Consider the following 19506-nt stretch of genomic DNA (forward strand, 5'->3'; position numbering starts at 1 on the left):
CTCGCTGAATTTGGATTTCTTCATGACACCTCCTGGCGGAAAAGATGCCAGAAAGTTCTACTTCCCGCATGTCCAGGACCTGGGGGAGCTTACGATTCCAGGCCAGAACCGATGGGTGACTTCATTAATAACGATTTGCTGGATCGGAAATCCGTAAATATACACACCGTACGAAATATCGAATCTACCATTTATCAATTTATCACTGAATGACTCCCCGATAACCGCAACAACGAGTGTAATGCCAAGCGTTCCGAGAACACCATATTCGAGCTTGCTTGGCATGAGGAACATGCCAAAAATGCCAAACACCAACAGCAACCACCTATTTGGATACCACGCCTCTTTTGTTACGGACAGCAAGGCTCCGCCACTAAAGCAGATCCCGAACATGCAAAGGTAATTCAGCGGGACACCGTAAAACATAAAGCCGGTACCGGTATGCACAAGCGATGCCGTTCCCAGAATCGACCCGACGAAGAGGGCAAGAATGACCTTCCAGGATTGTGAAAAAGACAGCGCGATTCCGATGGCAATGTAACAGACGCACTCGATGGGCAGCGTCCAGAGACTTCCATTTACTGCATTAGGATAAATATAGTTTGCAAAAACCCCTGGTATCGCTCGGCCCAAAAATAGCGAATACTTCAGAAAAGTTACTAATGCCCCATTTGACGCCAAGTAGCTCCATTTGGGATCGTTTGTGTAGATCACACCCAGTACATAGGTCATCAAGAACGAGCACACTACCATGGCAGGCAACAGACGCCTTAACCGACGCTTGCTGAATTCGACAAAATTGCCGGATCGTTTAAAGCTGGCCGGCATAAAGTAGCCGGAGATTGAAAAGAAGATGGCGACTGCAACGTAGCCATAGGTGTCCCAAAATGGATAAATTGGCTCCACCGATCCATGCAAAGCAAATTGATGACTGTATAACACAAGCAGCGCAGCGAAATGCCGCATCAGGTCGTAGGAATTTCCTCGATCATTTGCCTCGATTTTATTCATTTGATAAGTCGTCAAATAAATAGCATAAAATTTCGATTATTCCGTTGCACGGTCAAATTTTGACCAGCAGGAACAACCCCTGATTTGAAACGCGCGGATTTTTTAATGTCCCGATTTACCAAGCCCTTCGGCCAACGCGCCCTATGCTGTGCACGAGCGCAACTCGCTTCCGTGCCGAATTGGTCCAGAAATTCCGCCAGAGATATGCCTAGCTGCAATTGAACAGCGCTCATTGCCAAGATCGCGAACCTCACGTGGGGGCTTCAGCTTCGCTCACCCACGTCGCCACTGCTTCGACGTGATCTGAACCCCGTAACAAACTAGGAATTTATTCAATCCGACAAGGCTTCCTCTATATCTTCGAACGGAGAAGCCCTGTCTATAGGCATGGCCTTGACTAGCTCCTTATCTATTTCCAAGCCTATGTCTTTGTAGCGCCAAAATCGCATATATAAATTCTCTTTATCTTTTAGTCCGTCCGCGACTAACCTTTTACATTTTATTGCAAAGATTAAATAGCTTGGCAATGTAAAAATAATCAAATATTTTTTGATCTTCCTGTACTCAAGCCTTGCTAATAGAAGAGCCGAAGGAACATGCCCCGCCCTTGCTCCCTTCCGCAGCATCCTTCTGACTATTGGACGATTTTGAAGTATAGATAACCGTCCAATCATAAATGCCCCCATAAATGGTGACAATTTGTTTGCCCTTGCAAGATAGCGCATGCCACTAATTAGGTTACGCGCTAATTTTTTCCCATAAAACAAGGCTTCTCCCGTAGCAACAAGGACTTCAGGATCATTTGATCGCATACCGAAATTTAGCAAGAATGCGTACTCTGAACTCAATCCCGTGCGCTGCGCTATCGATGGAAATTTATGGATCAACATGGCTGCGGCAATCGCTTCTTTAGGGTCTCCCGATCGAGCAGAAGCAACCTTACTCCAAAGTAAAGCGGTGATACTTTCTTCGTGTTTTATCGTGGACATGAATTCCGATCGCCTGCCGGCACTGCCAGCGGTGAGGCCACGACGGACGTTGGAACTGGAAGAATCCGCGGGGGCGGAATGGATTCAAATTCCTCCACGATGTATTCCAACTCTTGAGCCAATATTTCTTGAGTCGGCATTTCGCCAGCAATTATAGCTGGTGGCACATCCAAGGCTCCATTCACCGCATTCGCCAGCAACAAGGTTCGTGCGAATCCTCCAAGCCCAACTTCTGGGAGAACAGCGCCGCCAGACATAATTAAAGCCGCACTATCCATAATATACACCGGCGCCATATTGGGTGTACCCCATGAATTTTGAATCATATTTTGGGGAAGCGTGCACAAGCCGCCTGGACAAAATGCACCCTGCATATCGCCAAACTCATCCATTCCCAGGGGATCACTGTGACTAAGCGGATTCCCACCGGCGTAGGTATACGTGTTGATTCCACCCCCAAGCCCAATGGGATCACTCTCAAGATACCGTCCCACCCAGTAGAAGTAATCCCGACTCCCGTTGTTCCAAAGATTCAGCTCCGCATCGAAATACTGGCCCGGGAATCCGATGTTAAGAGGCACCACATTATTGGTGGCCACCGACCGCGAAAACGGAAAGTTCATCGCGCGCCACACCACCGTTTGGTTCGCATCCGTCATCGCCTCAGGACGCCCCAGGTGATCCACATGAATGTCCTGCACCTGCCCTCCATGGATGCGGCCAATCAGACGGCCGTTGAGCCAAAGATAGTCTACCCACACGCCAGCATCATTTTCAGCGATCAGGTTGTTGCTTTCGTCCGGCGCGAAATAGGTCGTCGTGCCGCTGACCGACTTCATCAGTCGCTACCCTAGCGGATCGATGTAATACGTATTACCAGAATCCGATGTCATGCGATTGAAGGGATCGAATTGCCATCCACTTTTCCCATTCGCGGTGGTGGTGTTCCCCATTGCGTCATAGCCGAAAGTGACGCCCCCGGCATTGATCATCCGGTTGCTGCCGCCTTCGTAGATGAGGTTCATGCTGGTGCCGTTGACCGTCTGGGCGATGCGGTTGCCGTTGGCGTCGTATTGATAGGATTCGTTATTCGCACCGCCTGTTTCCGAAACCAGCCGCGACTGCTCGTCATAGCCGAAGTTCTCGGTCAGAACGGGTGAGATGAAATCTTGCTTCTTGCTGATGCGATCGGCGTTGTCGTAGTAAATCCCGTAAGTCAGCACCGCCGGCACGTTGGCACCCGTGAACCGGCCGTCGGTGTCGTAAAACAAGAGGGTGCTCAAACCATTGCTGCCCACCCAGCTCGCCATCGCAACGTCTCGCGGTTGATAGGTGATCTGGCTGGCCGCGGTCATCCCCTTGCCACCCACGTTCAAACTGACGGAAGACACCACACCATTCGTGTAGTTGTAGATGGCCTGATTGCCGTCCGGATAGATCACCGCAGCAACGTCCCCTGTCGCGTTGTAGGTATAACCCACCGAGTAATTCACGCTTCCAATCGTGAAGGAGCGATTGCTTACCCAACCCTCTGGCGTATAGCTGTAACCCACCTGACCGCTCGCATCAGCAGCCGTGCACAGGCGGCCCGTGCCATTGGTGCAGCTGTCGTAAGTAAAGCTATGGGATTGCCCACCCGCACTGATGCCAGTGACACGACCGATGGCGTCGTAGACATACATGGTCTGAACGCCGTTCGCGCGCGTCATGCTGGAGCGGCGACCATTGCCATCGTAGATAAAGCTGGTGGTGCCGGTATCGGGGCTGGTTTGCTGCCAAAGCTGCCCCAAGCCATCGTAGACATAGCCGGTGACCAGGCCACGCGGATCGGTAACGCTCGTGAGTTGATTCCCGGCGTCGTGAAGGTAGCTGATCGTGGCGGTCGCCTGTGCTGTGCTTCCGACCGACGGACTGGCACCACCACTCTCTACGGTCTTGGTGACACGGTCCAACGCGTCGTATTGATAGCTGGTCACATGGCCGGCGGCATTGGTGACGGACACCACATTGCCATTGCTGTCGTAAGCATAAGCCAGCAACTGACCATGCTGGCCTAAACGTTGATGCACCCTGCCCAGCTCGTCATAAGTGACGTTCTCAATAAGGCTTGTCGAACTGCCACGCGCGATGGTGTACTGAGTGATATCCCCGTTAGCGTCGTATTGGAAACTCTCGGTGGAAGTGCCATCTTTATCATTGTGGGTGATCGACGTCACTTGCATCTCCTGGTTACGATTCCAGGTGGTGACCCGTCCATCAGGCCCAGATTCACTGACCAACAAGCCGAAGCCATCGTAGCCATACGACCACATGGCGCTTCCGCCATTGGGATGCGTCGTCTTCGTCGACGTTCGTCCACGTACATCATAGGTGTAGTTCGTCACGTCGCCGTTCACTGACGTAACAGTCTGAGGGCCGCCAAGTGATGTGAAATTGCCATACGTTGTTGCCTGACCTAAGGCGTTCGAAATGCGCGTAACATTGCCTAAATTGTCGTAGGCATAGGTCAGAGTGTTCACCCCATTCGGTGAAGGCAAGGTCGTAACAGCATTCGAAACCATTCCATTCGGATACAACGCATAGCCATAAGAAGTCGTGTATGACTGATTTGCTACGCCGTTGTTTGTCAGATTCGTTTGCGTAACGCTCGCCAGTCGGCCTTGCGGCGTATACGTAAAGGCTGTTTGCAAATATCCAGCCACAGTGATGGATAGCAGTCGATCCGTGCCCGGCGTGGTGTCCCACACGTAGTTTGTTACTCGCTGACTGGCACCTGGATTCTCTATTTTTTGTTGTATTTCGCCGTTTGCCGCGTACGTATAGTTCGTGACGTTTCCATTGTTGTCAGTTTCTGACGAAACATTGTCATTGGCATCGTAGCTCCGGGAACTAAAACTGGCGGCGCAATGTGCGGAAGCTTGACCCGTTATGGATACGAGGTTTGATTTTGCGTTGAACTGGTACACTGCGACATGGCTAAGCGGATTTGTGATCGTGGCAGTCGGCCCCGTACTGTTGCTGTTATAAGTAATATTTGTTTGTTGCGTTCCGTCGGCCATTTCGGTCTGCACGGCCTGACCTAAAGCGTTATAACTAGTTAGGTCATGCGCAACCCCGTTATAGTCAACCTCGGTCAAAGCATATTGGTAGCTGCCGAATCCGTCGGCTCCTCCCGTGTCATTGATATATTTATATGCAACTGTTGTGCCGCCTCCTGATCCGGGTAGCGTTGCGGATTGAAGCTCGCCCCAAAGATATCTCGTTGCAGCGATATTTCCGACAGTTCCAGTAGGCATAACGGTATTGTATGAATACGTGTTGCCCGCCGGATCAACGACAGTAAGTTGAGTAGTGGCGCCATCGCTGCCTCGTACCCAATGCAATGACACGGATTGGCCCGATGTGTGCGTAACAATGGTGTCCGCGGAGTTCGGATAACTAAAGTTCCAGCCAACGCCTGCTGAATCTTTAATTGATGTCAACGAAAAATAAGTCAACAAGTAAAGCGTATTGCTAAAAGTAAGGACCTTGGAATCTTCATCGTGAATGACATAAGATCCGTCACTGTTGCGTGTCATCGTCGCGACGCCATTCTTTAGTTGTTTGAATGACGCGCTTCCGTCGCTATTTGCGGTTCCAGGGCCAAATTGAACAACGGTCCCATCGGGATGGATCAAGATTAATGGGCAAAGGCTGTTACTTGATGTGTAGTCGCAGCCGGTAGTCTGTGTGATATCTATATAAAGTAGGTAATCGTAGTTAGTTTTCCACCCGCCCACATGCGTACTTGCATAGTCCCCATTGTTGTATACAGAGGAACTGTAGTAGCGAGTGAAGCTTAATCCCATCTCGCCTGGGAGGGAGAAATCGGTTACCGATTCCACCTTTGTGCCGGTACTTAATACGATCGGGTCTGCGGCTGTTGGCTGATCCCCCTCGCATTTAGATCTCGTACTATCCACATTCGCGTTTACCGTGACTTGCCCAAGCGTCGTTACAGACCCCGGTGATTTGCTGACTTGCACAGGTGGGGCAGAGACGGGAGGTGCAATCTCACCGATAACGGTGATAGCACCGAGCGAAGTTATGTTGCCCGGAGGTGGTTCTGCTGGTGGTCTCACTGTAATGCCAGGAACATTATATGTATCGAGACCATTCTGGGATTCGGAATTCGTAGAAGCCCCCCCCGCTCCCGCCAACATCACCTACTGGAACGTAGGCTTCGGCAAAGACGTTGCAACTAGCGACTAGCAGGAACGTACAGAACGAAGTGACGAGTCTGCTAAGCCATGGATTGGTATAGCCATTGGCCCGTAGACCCCGAACGATCGTGGATTCGGTTGCGAGCCTTCTCGTAAAGACAGTCATCCTTTACCCCCTGTTGGCCCAAACTGATCAAAGTCGGTGAGGAGAGCTGACTAGCGAATCTACATTAGAGTGTATGACAGCGTATGTGCATTTGAATGTAGGATTTTCCCTACACGCTGACGCGAGGCCTAATAGAAATTGAAACCACTATCGCACATAAGTTCGATAATTACTAACTTCATAGGAAATAATGTTAAGTTGCAGCGTATCGGCATTCGGGTTGGCGAAAGAAGGCTTTCACCATCTCAGGTAGCTTCCGGATGCGACGCAATGCATCTGCGGCATCGGTCCAGGTCCAAGTGGAATTCGTAGAATTCCAGCTCAGCGTATCGACGGCACTGTTCTGCCGGCGGCTCACGTACACACCTGCGTGGTGTTGTAGTAGTAGATAACGCTGGAGCCATCGTCATCGGTGCGCGTAATTCCACTACCGTCAGTATTGAGCGTGCCAGTGAGGCTGTTGAGGTAGCGGCTGAAGCCGTAACTCCGACGATTGGTACTCAGCTGGCCGAGGCTGTTGCAGGTGCGCAGCGCGTTGAGCGACAGGCCGTCGAACAGCACGCCTTCATCGGCGCCCTTCAGGACGAGGTTGCCGCTAGCGGTGCGCGGCAATCACATAGCCTCGGTTGCCGGCCTGACCCAGCGAAGACGAGCCGCCTTGCACTTGGCCCAGTTGCGTCAGCGAGGTATCTCCAAGGCCCAGACGATTGAACGCGATCACTGCGTCCCTTGCTTTGCTCCCAAAGTCATGGGGCGACCGCCACCATGGCGGCCTAGTTCGGGAGTACCAATCTAAGTTTTAGAGAAAAAATTAGGGCTTCAGACCATGACTAATGGCCTGGATGCACTTAAGCTTGGCGACAGGGAATGACTCCCAGGCCGCTCAAAAGCTTAAGCAATACAGCGGCGTAGGCTGGGATGACAATCCCAGCATCGCGCAGGGTGCATGCATGGTGATGCTGGGTTTTGCAACCCAGCCTACGATTGGCATCCAAGCCTACGCGCGTCGCCGCATCAGAACGCCATACAACGCGGGCATCACCAACAGCACCAGCGGCACCTGCAGCAGCAGGCCGGAGATGATCGCCACGGCCAGCGGCTGCTGCATCTGCGAGCCGGCCCCCAGGGCCAAGGCCAGCGGCAACAAGGTGAGGATCGCCGCCATGGTCGACATCAGGATCGGCCGCATACGATGCCGGGCCGCCTCCAGCAAGGCATCATGCAACGGCATCTTGCCAACGATGTCTTCCAGTTCGGAGAAGTAGAAGATCGCCACTTCCGTCACGATGCCGACGATCATGGTCATACCCATCATCGCGGAGATGTTCAACTCGATGCCGGTCAACCACAGCCCGATGAACACCGCGCCGATCGCCAGCAAGGGCATCAGCATGATCACCAGCGCGGCACGGAAACTTTCGTAGAGGAACAACAGCAGCGTAAACACCAGGGCGATGGCGGCGAACAGCACCACAGTCAGGCCTTTGAAAGCTTGCTGCTGCTGCTGGTACAAGCCGCCGAGCTGGTAATACATGCCCTTGGGCAACATGCCTTGCCTGGCCAGCATCAGCTTCACGTCGTTGATCACCGAGCCCATGCTGCGCCCGCTGATGCGGCCGGTGACCGCCACCATGCGCTTCAAGTCGTTGCGCGTGATTTCCGGCTGCCCCTGCACGATCTCAAGCTTGGCGATCTGCGACAGTGGCAGCAAATGGCCGTCCGCTGCGCGAATGGGCAGCGCCGACACCTGTTCCAGGCGCTTATAGGCGGCATTTGGCAAACGTACGCGCACGCCCACCATCTTGCCTTCCGTGGGCAGCTGCGTAGCGACGGTACCTTCGATCGCCGCGTTGACTTGATCCGTCACGGCCTGCGGATCAAGTCCCTGCAAGGCCGCCTTGGCCGGGTCCACGCTCATGACCAGGGCATCGCCGGCCGGGTTGATGCCCGGCAGCACGCCATTGACGCCGTTGATCTTGCCCAGCGCATCGGCCACTTTCTGCGCGGTGTCATTGAGTTCGTCGGCGCTGTCGCTGTACAGCTGAATCTCGATCGGCTGCGGCACGGCCACCAGGTCGCCGATCATGTCTTCCATCAGCTGCGACACTTCCACATCGAGGCCCGGCACCTTTTCCTCGACCTCCTTGCGGATGTCGTTCATGACTTCTTCGGTGGAAGGACGCGAGCCGTTTTTCAGACGAATGAAGATATCGCCCGTGTTGGCCTCCGACAGCGCATCGCCAAGCTGCAGGCCAGTGCGTCGCGCATAGGTATCCACGTAGGGATTGGCGCGGATGATGGCTTCGACCTGATTGAGCAGCCGTCCGGTTTCTTCCAGCGAGGTGCCCGGCTTGGACAGGTAGTCGAAGGTAAAGCCGCCTTCATCCATGGCCGGCATGAAACCGGTGCCGACCTGGCTGAAGGCCAGCGCACCGACGCCGACCAGGGGGAGCACTAGCACGAGGATCCACACCGGCCGCTGCAGCCAGCGCTTGAGCACGCTTTCGTAACGCTGCTTGATGTGCTGCGCGCCACGGCCGGACGAATGATCCGCGATGTGATGCGGGTCCAGCAGCCGCTCCGACAGCAACGGCACCACGATCCAGGTCAGCAGATAGGAAATCACCAGGGCGCTGGCCATGGTCAGCGACAAAGCCTTGAAGAATGCGCCAGTGACACCGGTGAGGAACGCCAGCGGCACGAAGATCACCACCGTCGCTGCGCTGGAACCGGTCAACGGCCGGGTGAACTCCCATGCCGCACGCCCGATCCGCGCGCTCACGTCGTCGCTTGCGCCATGCAGGCGGCGCATGATGTGTTCCTGCATCACGATCACGTCGTCGATGATCAGGCCTACCGCCGCCGCCATGCCGCCGAGCGTCATCATGTTGAAGCTCATGCCCAGCACGTGCAGCAGCAGCACGGTGATCGCCAGCACCGACGGCACCACCAGCATGGCGACGAAAATCACCCGCGTATTGCGCAGGAACAGGAACAACACCAGCCCAGCCAGCACGATGCCGATCAGGATGGCGTCGCGCACGCTGCCGGCTGCCCCGGTGACGAGTTGCGACTGGTCGTACCAGTTGGCAACCTGCACACCGGCCGGCATCTGTGGCGCGTAATCCTGCAGGCGCTGCTTGACGTCGCGCGCGATCTGCACGCTGTTGCCGTCCGGCTGCTGCAGAATCTGCATTGTTACCGCGTCCTGCCCGTCAGCCGTGACGCGAATCCACTGCGGTACATGACTGAGCGTGACGTCGGCGATATCGCCCAGGCGCACGATGCCATGGCCATCCGTGCGCACCACGATCTGCCGCAGCGCCTCCACCGTGCGCGGCTGGTTCTGCGCCAGCAGCAAATAGAGCTTGTAGTGATCGGAGACATGCCCCATCGCTTCGATGGTGGCTGCATGGCCGACAGCCGTGGCCACGTCGGTGAGGCTCAGATCCTGTGCGCGCAGGCGGTTCGGATCCACGTCCGCATGGAATTCCGCCACCTCGCCGCCCTGCACTTGCACGCGCGCAACACCGGCGATGCCGCTGAGCAAAGGCCGCAATTGATACTGTGCCAGGTCGTACAAGGCGCTGGGCGACAGCGTGTGCGAGCGCAGGCTGTACGCCAGCATCGGGTACGAACTCGGGTCCATACGGCGCGTGGTGAGCTGCGTTCCCGCCGGCAGCTCCGGCAGCACCTGACTGGCGGCGGCGCTGACGTCGCCGTACGCACGGCTCATGTCCGTGCCCCAGTCGAAGCTGATCGAAACGTCCGCGCTGCCACGACTGGTGGTGGAACGGATGTTGCGCACGCCTGGCACCCGGCGCAGCGCGGTTTCGATCGGTGTAGTGACGGCAATCGCCATCTGGTCGGCAGGGCGATCGCCGGCATCGAGCGAAAGCATGATGCGCGGGAACTGTGCGTTCGGGAACATGGACACCGGCATGAACACGGCACTGCCGATGCCGCCGATCGCGAGCATGACCACCAGGAACAACAGCGAGCGCCAATGCCGCTGGATCCACACCACATTGTTCACTGGGCCGACTCCTGCTTGTCCTTGGCCGACCCCTTGTCCTTGCCGGCATCCTCCTTGGCAGGCTCGTCGTGTTCACGCACGGCGTCGCCGTCGTTGAGCTCGTAATTGCCGTTGACGATGACCTGCATCTTGGCATCGAGCGCACCTTGCACGCCGACCGTGTCGCCGTCCGGATGCTTCAGGCTTATGTCGATGCGCTTGGCCTTGTCCTGCTCGACGACCAGGACATAAGCACCCTTGTCGTCCTGCAGCACTGCCGCGCGCGGCAACGCCCACGCGGTGTAGTTGGTGGTGTCGATGCTTGCCTGCACCACCGCACCGGCCACCAGCACGTTGCTCGCCTCCGCCGGCAAGCTGACCTGCAATGGCAACAGATGGGTTTGCGCATCGATCGCACGCCCGACCACATCGAGCCGGCCATGCAGTGTTTCACCGGCGCCGTAAGCGCTTTGCACTTCCACTGGCATGCCCGGCTTCAAGCGCACGCCTTCCTCCGGCTGCGCGCCAAGGCGCGCAATCAACGCCTGCGCAGGCGCGAAGCTCATCAGCGCCGTGCCGGCCTGGAAACGGTCGCCCAGGTTGACGTTGAGTGCGGTAACCACCCCATCGGCCGGAGCGTTGATGGTCTCCTCGGTCGAGCCGCCGCCGAGTGCGCGCTGCGCTTCGAGCCCGGCCTTGGCATCGTCCAGCGCCTTGCGCGCGGTGGCTACCTGCGATTGCGTGGCAAGGTGCTGGGCGGCCATCTGCTCGATACGCTTGAGTTCACCCGTAGCCAGGTCGAGCGCGCTTTGTGCCTGCAGGTACGCGTTGCGGGCAACCGGATCGGGCGCAATGCGCAGCAAAGGTTGCCCGCGCTGCACCGATTGTCCGCCCGCCGCCAGCAGGCCAGTGACCAGGCCGCCATGCCCCAGGCTGATCGTGCCGGCGCGATGCGGATCGCCCGCCGCCGTGCCCCAGGCCTGGACGGTGTCGTGGAAAGTCTGGCTCACCGGCGAGGTGGTGGTGACCAGCACACTGCCCTTCACCTCCGGCGCTTCGCCGTCATCGCCGGCGTCACCACCTTTGCCGCAACCGGCCAGCACAGCAAGCATCAAGGCCGCCAGCGCGGCACGCGTAAAAACAGATCGGTTCATGGTTGGGAGGCGGCTGCGGAAGAGGGTTGGAGGTCGGTACGGCCCAGCAGGGCTTCCAGCGCGATCGCCTGCTGCGACTGCTGGTCGCGCGCGGCGATGGAGTCCATGTCCGCACCGAGCGCATTGGCGCGGATGGACAAATACGTCGGCCAGTCGAGCAGGCCCTGTTGGTATGCGCTTTCGGCAGCGCTGCGTGCTTCGCCCAGACGCTTGGATTGTGCTTGTGACTGTTCGCGCTGTCTGGCCAGTGTGTCCTGGTCGAGCAGCAACTGACGGATGTCGTTGCGCGTGCTCAGTACGCGGTTTTCGTAGTCATCCTTGAGCTGCTGCCGCGTCGCTTTTTCAATCGCGATGTTGCCGCGGTTACGATCGAACAGCGGCAAAGTAAAGCCGATGTTGATGCCGTGCGAACCGACGCCCGAGTTGTCGCTTTGGCGATCCAGACCAAACGTCAGCGCCGGGAATTGCGCGCGAATCGCGCCACGCAAGGTGGCTTCCTGCGATTTGTAGCCGGCCTGCAGGGCCAGCAGGTCCGGACGCCGCTGCGGCAGGCTGGCCAGCGCGACTTCCACTTGGTCGGGCGTCGGCGAGGTCTGGAACGGCTCGCCGATCAGGTCCAACGCTGCATCCGGCGCCAGGCCGAGCAGCAGGCGCAGATCGTGCTCGGCCTGATGCAATTGCACCGTGTTGTCGGAAAGCCGCTTGGTGGCATCGGCATAGGCGTTCAAACCGGCGCTGGCAGCATCAAAGGTGAGGTTGCCCTGCTGCAACGCCTTGCGCACAACGCCATCCACGGGCTTCAACGCGGCCTGCTCCACCGCAAGCCGCTGCTGCAGTTCCCGCAGCGACACGATCTGGTTGAACAGCTGCCGCGCCTGGGCAATCGTTTGCCACTCCGCCCACAGCAGGTCCAGGTTCACCTGCTCGGCCTGGGCATTGGCCGCCGCCTTGCGGGTGGAGCGCAACAGCAGACTTGTGATGTCCTCGCTGATGCCGTAAGCCGACGAGGTGCGGAAACCCGGAAGGGGATGCGTGAGGTATTCCTGGTTGAGGGAGATCTGCGGGTCCGGCAGCAATCCTGCTTGGAACGCCTGCGCCTTGGCGACGCCCAGTTGGTCGCGCATCACCTTCAAGTCCGGGCTGTTGGCCACCGCCAGGATCGTCACGTCGGTGACGTCCATGCCGTGGGAAAGATCGAACCGATGAGAACGCAGCGCCGGCAGCGGCATGGTCGAGGTGTCGACCGAGAGCTGCGAGACGTCCCTGGCCCCCTGCCCTTCGCCCAGCGGCAAGGGCGAATAGGTCGCGCAGCCGGCGAGGCTTACTGCACATGCCAGCATGCCCAGCCGCATTACGCGGGCGAGAGACCATGCCCGGCCATCTGGCAAATCATTACGGAGCAGCCGCACCTGCATTCTCCACCATGGGTTCCTGGTCCAGCACCCAGGCTAGCTGCCTTGGCTTAGCTGACACTTTGTATTGTCTTGAAACAAGTTTTGGGTGAAAACAGGCCGTGGCGTTCTCAAGTATCCTCACCCTCGGCCGATACAGATGCGGGCCAACCAGCTGACTGCCACTGCCTCGCCATTTCGCAAAAAGTTGTGCCCAGACCCAAGTCTGATCCATAAATATGACACCGGCTGCCCAATTCTTGACCGTGCTCACACAGACTTCACGGCCGGCAATGTTTTATCCTTAGGCTAATCTGGCGGGATCGTGTGTGTGTGCAAGGACGCCAACAACTTGTGGATTTTCTTTAGCGGGGGAGGACGCATGGGGAAGCGCTGGTGGGCAAACGACTGGCTACTGCAGTTGGGGGTTGCGGTCGGCTACGCTCTTCTTTATCTGGCGATACATCCATATTTTTCCACCGCGCACTGGCCGATTCATGCCGGCATACGTTTGGCCTGCCTCCTCTTGGTGCCCTATCGGTATTGGCCTGCGCTGTTTGTGGGCGAAGCGCTACCCAATGCGTATGAAGTTCTACCCTGTACAGACCTTGGTCAAGCGTGGATTGCTTTTCGCTGCATTCCGCCCTTTGCCGTAGCCATGCCCATCGTTTGGTGGTGCCGCACCAAGTTTCCGCCGCTCCCCTCCAAGTCGGAACACGTGGTGGACATAAAGGCGCTGCTCACCTGCATCCTGCTTGTCTCGCTGGGTACGATGGCCTACAGCTGGACCGCCGCCTCCCTCGCAAAAACCCTACATGGCCCGTTTGCGCCCTTGTCATGGCTGGTGGATTTTTTCCTGGGCCCTTATCTGGCCATCGTCTCGGTCGTGCCTTGGGTACTAATGGCGTGGATTGATTCCCGGCCCGGTCAATGGCGTGAACAACTCCACAAATTACTGAGCAGCCGTTTGGCGCTCGATACGGCAGTTCTGCTGATTCCCTCAATCTGCCTGCTTGCATGGCTAAACCAGGCAGGCAACGACCAGACCCGCCTGATCGCAACCATCGCCATGGCCTTGCCTATGGCATGGCTGACGCTCAAACATGGTTGGCGAGCCGTAGCGATAAGCGGCCCCCTTGTTATCGCATCCATTTCCATCTCGATTACTCCCGAAGAGGCTCCGAATAGTAAGCTCTACACGGCCATGGCGTTTCTGACCATTACCGTGACCTCTTTGTTTGCGCTCGGGGCGCGCATCAGCGTCCAGCTTGCGAAAGAAGAAGAAGAGCGACTCAGCCTGCTTAATGTGCAACGCGTTGCAAGACAGAGCCTCCAGCTTAGTGAGCAGCGGATGCGGCACACCTCCCAGGCGCTGGAATACCTTGCCGGAACCTTGCACATCACCAACAGCCGCTTGCTTGAGCAGATGCGGCGTATCGTGCCGAACATCGAAAGCCACGCCTTCTACAAGCAAGCGCTAAATACTCAGAGTCAGGTCTATCGCCTCGCGGAAAACTTGCATCCCGTAGCCTGGCGTGAGCGAGGATTGCCAGCTGCCCTGAATGAAACCGTTGCGCGCGCCCTTGACGAAGCGGGCATTGCCTATCGCTGCGAGATCAGCGGACGAGGATTCAGCCGCCTGGCCCCTGCCGTCCTTACCGCCACTTATCGAACGGCGTGCGAAGCGGTGGTCTATGTGACTTCCCGACTCGCTTGTACCCGGGTGAGCCTTGTGCTGCGAGGGGGAGAAACCAACGGAAAGCGCTGGATCGTGCTGCGCGTAGAAGGTGTGCTGGAAGAAACTGGTGTTGCCAGTGCGGTATTTCATTCGGAAGAACGCAAGCGCCTGGCAGCCAAACTGGGGGCAAGCACGCTGGACATCCCGGAAATACGGGACCATGCGCGTATCTTCGACGGCTTGCTCCATCTACGCATGCCCGCGGATCGGCTGCAGCTGACCGCATTGCTGCATGATGCGATCCAAGAGGAGCAAAGAGAGATCTCTCGCCTTGCTCCTCCCATGCGGCTGTGGGTTAAATAATCCTTACCTCATCAGGAACCGCCGCTGCCGCTGCATGACGCGGTAGGACAAGATTCGACACTCAATACTTTGAACGCGGTCGCCCCGCTGCTCTGAGGCGTAGCCGTTACCGTAGTCGAGCTGTCTTGATAGACCGTCTGCGTCGTAGTCGCACTGGACGACGTCGATGCAGGCGCGTTCGGCGCAGGCGTGGAAACGTTTTGCGCATCCACACCCACCGGCAACACGATCGAGGTGCCGTTGGCGGTACCCACCGCCGCGTGCACCGTGCCATTCAGGTCGTTGACCTGGATGTATTTGATGCCGTTCAACACGAAAACGTATACGTGCCAATTTGGATGCGCGCTTACGTCTGCGGCGTTCGGCCAGGACTGACCCAGTCCGGACGCCGGCGCGGTGGTCTGGGCAAAGGCCACGGAGGAAAAGCACAGCGCAGTCAGGCCGGCGAATGCTGCTTTACGAACAAAACTTCCTTGGGTACGGGACATGGGAGTTCCCCTGCTGATGGTAGTTCGCCTACCGGAGGCCGAAATGTAGCAGGGGACGAGCGTGCGAGCTGGACAATTTTTCAGCTCAGCCGGCGCACAATTCAGCCGCGCGGCAGCCTTGTCCGGACTTCACGTTTCCTTGATCGCGTATTCCTGCGACGGCGCCGGCTTGAATCGTGGCAAGCTGTGGCACCCATCGATCTTGTCGACCCACAACGAGACCCCCATGCCCCAACTACGCGTCCACAGCTTTGCCGTATCCCTCGACGGCTACGGTGCCGGTCCCGACCAAAGCCTGGACCATCCTCTCGGCGTACGCGGCCCCGAACTCATGGAATGGTTCTTCCACACGCGCGTGTGGCAACGCAAGCAAGGACAGGACGGCGGCGAAACGGGTATCGACAACGATATGGCCGAACAAGGCTTCGCCAACATCGGCGCCTGGATCATCGGCCGCAACATGTTCGGCCCGATCCGCGGCCCCTGGCCGAATGAAGACTGGAAGGGCTGGTGGGGCGAAGAACCGCCCTATCACACGCCGGTGTTCGTGCTGACGCAGCACCCGCGCGCACCGCTCAAAATGGCCGGCGGCACCGAATTCGTCTTCGTCACTGAGGGCATCCATGCAGCACTCGAACAAGCCAAGGCTGCCGCAGGCGGCCGCGATGTCCGCCTGGGTGGCGGTGTCGCCACCGTTCGCCAGTACCTGCAAGCCGGCTTGATCGATGAATTGCACCTGGCCGTTCGGCCCGTCTTGCTCGGCGCCGGCGAAAACCTCTGGCATGGCTTGGACATGCATGCACTAGGCTACGAATGCGTGAAACACCTGGCTGGCGAACGCGCGATGCATGTCATTTTGAGAAAGCGTGCGTGACGTAGGCTGGGATGGCAATCCCCGCATTGCGCGAGTTGACGCATGGCAATGCTGGGTTTTACAACCCAGCCTACGATTGCCTTCCCAGCCTACGAGCTGGCATTACTGGTCTTTCCCAACCCACCCAGGTATCAGGCAGCAAAAGCAATATGTTGGTCACCGCCGCATTTTTGTTGTTACTTACCGGTATCGCTCACTCCTATCTGGGTGAACGCTATATCCTCATTCGGCTCTTCAAACGGGACAACTTGCCAAAACTCTTCGGCGGAACCGAATTCACCACGGGCACGCTGCGATTCGCCTGGCACCTACTCACTGTCGTCTGGTGGGGTATTGCTGCCCTTATTCTGCAGGCATCGGTACAGTCGCTGCACACCAAGGCGGTTCTTCAGGTCTTCAGCGCCGTCGCCCTTATTTCAGGCTTGTTCCCGCTCTTCTTCACTCGTGGCAGGCATCTGTCATGGGTCGTATTTTTTGCCATCGCCTTCCTGCTTTGGCTTGCCAGTCGAGCGGCTTGAATGGCCCCCATGCATTAAACCTCGCGCACAATGAAGCAGAGCGTAGGCTGGGTTGCAAAACCCAGCATTGCCATGCATGCGCCTGCGCGATGCTGGGATTGCCATCCCAGCCTACGAGTCCATGGGTACCTGATTGGCAAACTCGTTCACACGCATTTCCTGGGGTGTCATCCCATAGGCACCCTGAAAGGCGTGTGTAAAGTGGGATGCGCTTTTGAAGCCGACGGAATAGCCAATGTCCTTGATCAGAACCCTGGGAATTCTAACCAGCTCGTCAGCGGCGGCGCGCAAGCGAAGATGCTGGATGTAGGCACCAAGCCCGCCTTCATGCTCGAACAGCCGATAAATCGTGCTGCGAGGCAGCCCCAACGATTCAATGATGCTCTGGGGTGACAGTTCGCACTCGTGGAGGTTGGCGCGGACATAGCGCCGCACACCGTCAAACATCAGCGCGCGGCTGACGGCTCGCTTACTGCCAATCAAACCAGCCTGCTCCCCGAAAGCCGCTGCGATCAGGTGAACGAGGTCCGCGAGCCCGCGATGAGCGTCCTCGAACAACATGTGCCGGAAGTTCTCAACCAAGGTTTTAGCACGCTTGACGACAAGCCGCGTACCAGGTTTGCGCGGATCGAGCACGCGACCATGGATGGTCCCCGGGTCAGCGAACACATGCCGCAGCAGGCTGGATGGGACAACCAGCGTTATGTATCTGCACGCCTGGCGCATTACGCATACGGGTTGATCGAGATCTGTGGCAAGGACGCTGCCCTCACCCATGCTGGACTCACGCTTTTTGGCAAGCGTCATGACCGAATGAGCGTCACCTTCCAGGAAAATGGTAAAACCGATGCCGCGCACGTTATCGCGCGAAATGCGGGCGATGGTGCGTTCGATCACGACACTGTCCGTATAGGTGTCGCTGATGCGGAATTCGCCGATGTCATAACGGGAGTTGATGCAGATAAAGGGCTGCCGGAGCTGCTCACGCGTCGGTGCCACCTCGATGACATGGCCAAGATGCTCGCAATAAGCCAGTAGCTGCTGCTGTGGCGGCAGCCCGGCAACATCGAACCGATGGTAAGTGATGCCGAGGCTGAGCATGAGTCGTGGTCCAGCGGCAAAATGGAACGCCAGAAAAGCGGCCGCTGAGCGTAGCGCCGTCAAAGTGCCGCAATGAGTCCTCTCGCTTACCCACTGGACAGCGACGTTATAGCACACCGTTTGTGCTGGTTCATTGCAGGCCTGGCACGCTCATCCCGTGCGTGAAACCCCGGGGACGAACCATAGGCCACACGTTCCTAGTCGACCACCAGTCCCAGCATCCTCGCCTCATAGATGGCTTCTGCCTTGGAGGTGACCTTGAGCTTGCTGTAGATGCGCCGCACGAAAGTCCGCACGGTGAAATGAGACAGCAGCAGCAGCTTCGCGATTTCCGGCATCGTGAGGCCCTTGGCAATGAAGCCCAGCACTTCCTTCTCGCGAGTGGATAGCGGGGACGAAGTAGCCGCTGCAAGCTCATTGCATGCAGCGCTGCGGGTGCCGGCTTGCCGGAAATGCACGAGTATCTGCCGGGCAATGATCGGACTGATGGGACTGCCGCCGCTGGCAAGGCTACGGATTTCCTCGACCATCCGCGCCACCGGCTTGTTCTTCAGCAGATAGCCGGCTGCACCGGCTTCGATGGAACGCAACACGTGCGTTTCACCGGCCAAACGGGTGCTGACCATGATGTTGCAACCGGACCATTTCCGGGCAGCCGTGCGGATCACGTCAATACCCGAGCCGTCGGGCAAACCCGGATCGATCAGCAGCACGTCCGCCGGCGCCCCCTTCAGCAGGGTCAGTCCCTCAGCGCGGGAACCGGCAACACCCGTCAATCGCATGCCCGGCGCATCCTGCACCAGCTGGCTCAGCGCGTCGAGAAAGCCCGGATCGCCGTCGACGATGGCAACGCGGATGACAAACGATTCTGCGTCGGTACTGGTGGGTTGCATAGGGACGGACGAAGGCCCCGTGCAAACTTTTATCGTGGCCTGAACGGCTGCATCGTCCGGGTTCAATCCTGGTCCTCGCCATCAACACCGATGAATGTCGATGCGATCCCTCGACGCTCCGACGGGACGCAAGTCTAGGCGAGCCCTCTCCAACGGCTTGCTTGAGCGTCTCAGTTCCGGCCCCTTTTCGTGCGGCTGGCTCGAAAAGAAAAAAGCGCCCACAGGGGGCGCTTTCTTCTTCATCCGCAATGGAGGCCAGGGTCGGAATCGAACCGGCGTACACGGCTTTGCAGGCCGCTGCATGACCACTCTGCCACCTGGCCAGTGCGTGGAACCGCAACCTTAGCAGGTCTTAGGTTCGCTTGAAAAAACAAAACCTCGGCTCACCGAGGTTGTGCTTGAAACTGGAGCGGGAAACGAGACTCGAACTCGCGACCCCGACCTTGGCAAGGTCGTGCTCTACCAACTGAGCTATTCCCGCATCGGAGTCGGTAACTATATCAGAACCTGGCGGAATGTGAATAGCCAAGCGAGCCATCCCTTCCAGTGCCGTGCCCCACCGCCTTCCTGATCAGCCCCAAGGCACGACCAGCTGTCCACCCCACCCCGTCGCCCCGAGGACGATGAAAAGGCAGCCCCTCCCTCGCTGGCCGAGGTTCCGGG

General features: G+C 57.7%; 15 protein-coding genes, 2 tRNA genes and 1 pseudogene. 3 read left to right on the plus strand and 15 right to left on the minus strand.

The genetic code is table 11. The features are described 5' to 3' along the window. Positions 1–57: 57 nt before the first annotated feature. From EKH80_RS20455 to EKH80_RS20490, 10 genes and pseudogenes are all read right to left on the minus strand, one after another. Positions 58–1011 (minus strand): acyltransferase family protein, encoded by a 954-nt coding sequence (locus EKH80_RS20455; protein ID WP_126686657.1) that lies wholly within the window; start codon positions 1009–1011, stop codon positions 58–60. A 332-nt stretch (positions 1012–1343) separates the two neighbouring features. Further along, on the minus strand, positions 1344–2000 hold the full coding sequence (locus EKH80_RS20460; RefSeq protein WP_126686658.1) for a hypothetical protein: 657 nt from the start codon (positions 1998–2000) through the stop codon (positions 1344–1346). Then, positions 1988–2839: an RHS repeat domain-containing protein gene (locus EKH80_RS20465; protein ID WP_126686659.1), complete on the minus strand. Its 852-nt coding sequence runs from the start codon at positions 2837–2839 to the stop codon at positions 1988–1990. Before EKH80_RS20465 ends, EKH80_RS20460 begins: the two co-directional genes overlap by 13 nt. 6 nt (positions 2840–2845) lie before the next feature. Further along, complete coding sequence (locus EKH80_RS20470; protein ID WP_158628908.1) at positions 2846–5578, minus strand: RHS repeat domain-containing protein; 2733 nt, start codon at positions 5576–5578, stop codon at positions 2846–2848. Between the two features lie 168 nt (positions 5579–5746). Next, positions 5747–6202: pseudogene (locus tag EKH80_RS24490) on the minus strand (DUF6531 domain-containing protein); the annotation flags it as partial. A 520-nt stretch (positions 6203–6722) separates the two neighbouring features. Further along, a complete protein-coding gene (locus EKH80_RS20475; protein WP_126686661.1) occupies positions 6723–6980 on the minus strand; it encodes a hypothetical protein in 258 nt (85 codons plus the stop codon). Beyond that, entirely contained in the window at positions 6964–7089 is a 126-nt protein-coding gene (locus EKH80_RS24365; protein ID WP_268991929.1) for a hypothetical protein, read from the minus strand. Before EKH80_RS24365 ends, EKH80_RS20475 begins: the two co-directional genes overlap by 17 nt. A gap of 276 nt (positions 7090–7365) precedes the next feature. Continuing rightward, positions 7366–10404, minus strand: a complete 3039-nt coding sequence (locus tag EKH80_RS20480) for an efflux RND transporter permease subunit (protein ID WP_126686662.1) — start codon at positions 10402–10404, stop codon at positions 7366–7368. Beyond that, positions 10401–11537 carry an efflux RND transporter periplasmic adaptor subunit gene (locus EKH80_RS20485; protein WP_126686663.1) on the minus strand — a complete coding sequence of 379 codons (1137 nt, stop codon included), beginning with the start codon at positions 11535–11537 and terminating at the stop codon, positions 10401–10403. Before EKH80_RS20485 ends, EKH80_RS20480 begins: the two co-directional genes overlap by 4 nt. Further along, entirely contained in the window at positions 11534–12877 is a 1344-nt protein-coding gene (locus EKH80_RS20490) for a TolC family protein (protein WP_230473856.1), read from the minus strand. The genes EKH80_RS20485 and EKH80_RS20490 overlap by 4 nt, the downstream gene beginning before the upstream one ends. 433 nt (positions 12878–13310) lie before the next feature. Here EKH80_RS20490 and EKH80_RS20495 point away from each other — a divergent pair, with 433 nt between their 5' ends. Then, complete coding sequence (locus EKH80_RS20495) at positions 13311–14969, plus strand: MASE1 domain-containing protein (RefSeq protein ID WP_126686665.1); 1659 nt, start codon at positions 13311–13313, stop codon at positions 14967–14969. 11 nt (positions 14970–14980) lie between these two features. Here the strand turns inward: EKH80_RS20495 and EKH80_RS20500 are convergent, their stop codons facing one another. Then, on the minus strand, positions 14981–15457 hold the full coding sequence (locus EKH80_RS20500) for a hypothetical protein (RefSeq protein ID WP_126686666.1): 477 nt from the start codon (positions 15455–15457) through the stop codon (positions 14981–14983). A 226-nt stretch (positions 15458–15683) separates the two neighbouring features. On the opposite strand from EKH80_RS20500, the gene EKH80_RS20505 reads away from it, so the two are divergent. Both EKH80_RS20505 and EKH80_RS20510 read left to right on the plus strand, forming a co-directional pair. Beyond that, a complete protein-coding gene (locus tag EKH80_RS20505; RefSeq protein WP_126686667.1) occupies positions 15684–16331 on the plus strand; it encodes a dihydrofolate reductase family protein in 648 nt (215 codons plus the stop codon). A gap of 149 nt (positions 16332–16480) precedes the next feature. Beyond that, positions 16481–16849 carry a hypothetical protein gene (locus EKH80_RS20510; protein ID WP_126686668.1) on the plus strand — a complete coding sequence of 123 codons (369 nt, stop codon included), beginning with the start codon at positions 16481–16483 and terminating at the stop codon, positions 16847–16849. A 111-nt stretch (positions 16850–16960) separates the two neighbouring features. Here EKH80_RS20510 and EKH80_RS20515 read toward each other — a convergent pair whose 3' ends face one another. The 4 genes from EKH80_RS20515 to EKH80_RS20530 all read right to left on the minus strand — a co-directional run bounded on the left by EKH80_RS20515 (position 16961) and on the right by EKH80_RS20530 (position 19324). Then, positions 16961–17950, minus strand: coding sequence for an AraC family transcriptional regulator (locus EKH80_RS20515; protein WP_126686669.1), 990 nt, complete (start codon positions 17948–17950; stop codon positions 16961–16963). A gap of 197 nt (positions 17951–18147) precedes the next feature. Then, complete coding sequence (locus EKH80_RS20520) at positions 18148–18843, minus strand: LuxR C-terminal-related transcriptional regulator (RefSeq protein ID WP_126686670.1); 696 nt, start codon at positions 18841–18843, stop codon at positions 18148–18150. Positions 18844–19092: 249 nt separating this feature from the next. Next, a tRNA-Cys gene (locus EKH80_RS20525) sits at positions 19093–19166 on the minus strand. A gap of 82 nt (positions 19167–19248) precedes the next feature. Next, positions 19249–19324: transfer RNA gene (locus tag EKH80_RS20530), tRNA-Gly, on the minus strand. Between the last annotated feature and the right edge of the window lie 182 nt (positions 19325–19506).

This window comes from Dyella choica, from assembly GCF_003977665.1.
Lineage (GTDB): Bacteria > Pseudomonadota > Gammaproteobacteria > Xanthomonadales > Rhodanobacteraceae > Dyella_B > Dyella_B choica.

Excerpts from the sequence above, each read along its gene's own strand:
- EKH80_RS20455 (WP_126686657.1), bottom strand. The coding sequence starts at position 1,011 with ATGAATAAAATCGAGGCAAATGATCGAGGAAATTCCTACGACCTGATG.
- EKH80_RS20460 (WP_126686658.1), bottom strand. The coding sequence starts at position 2,000 with ATGTCCACGATAAAACACGAAGAAAGTATCACCGCTTTACTTTGGAGT.
- EKH80_RS20465 (WP_126686659.1), bottom strand. The coding sequence starts at position 2,839 with ATGAAGTCGGTCAGCGGCACGACGACCTATTTCGCGCCGGACGAAAGC.
- EKH80_RS20470 (WP_158628908.1), bottom strand. The coding sequence starts at position 5,578 with ATGACACGCAACAGTGACGGATCTTATGTCATTCACGATGAAGATTCC.
- EKH80_RS20485 (WP_126686663.1), bottom strand. The coding sequence starts at position 11,537 with ATGAACCGATCTGTTTTTACGCGTGCCGCGCTGGCGGCCTTGATGCTT.
- EKH80_RS20490 (WP_230473856.1), bottom strand. The coding sequence starts at position 12,877 with ATGCTGGCATGTGCAGTAAGCCTCGCCGGCTGCGCGACCTATTCGCCC.
- EKH80_RS20495 (WP_126686665.1), top strand. The coding sequence starts at position 13,311 with ATGGGGAAGCGCTGGTGGGCAAACGACTGGCTACTGCAGTTGGGGGTT.
- EKH80_RS20500 (WP_126686666.1), bottom strand. The coding sequence starts at position 15,457 with ATGTCCCGTACCCAAGGAAGTTTTGTTCGTAAAGCAGCATTCGCCGGC.
- EKH80_RS20505 (WP_126686667.1), top strand. The coding sequence starts at position 15,684 with ATGCCCCAACTACGCGTCCACAGCTTTGCCGTATCCCTCGACGGCTAC.
- EKH80_RS20510 (WP_126686668.1), top strand. The coding sequence starts at position 16,481 with ATGTTGGTCACCGCCGCATTTTTGTTGTTACTTACCGGTATCGCTCAC.
- EKH80_RS20515 (WP_126686669.1), bottom strand. The coding sequence starts at position 17,950 with ATGCTCAGCCTCGGCATCACTTACCATCGGTTCGATGTTGCCGGGCTG.
- EKH80_RS20520 (WP_126686670.1), bottom strand. The coding sequence starts at position 18,843 with ATGCAACCCACCAGTACCGACGCAGAATCGTTTGTCATCCGCGTTGCC.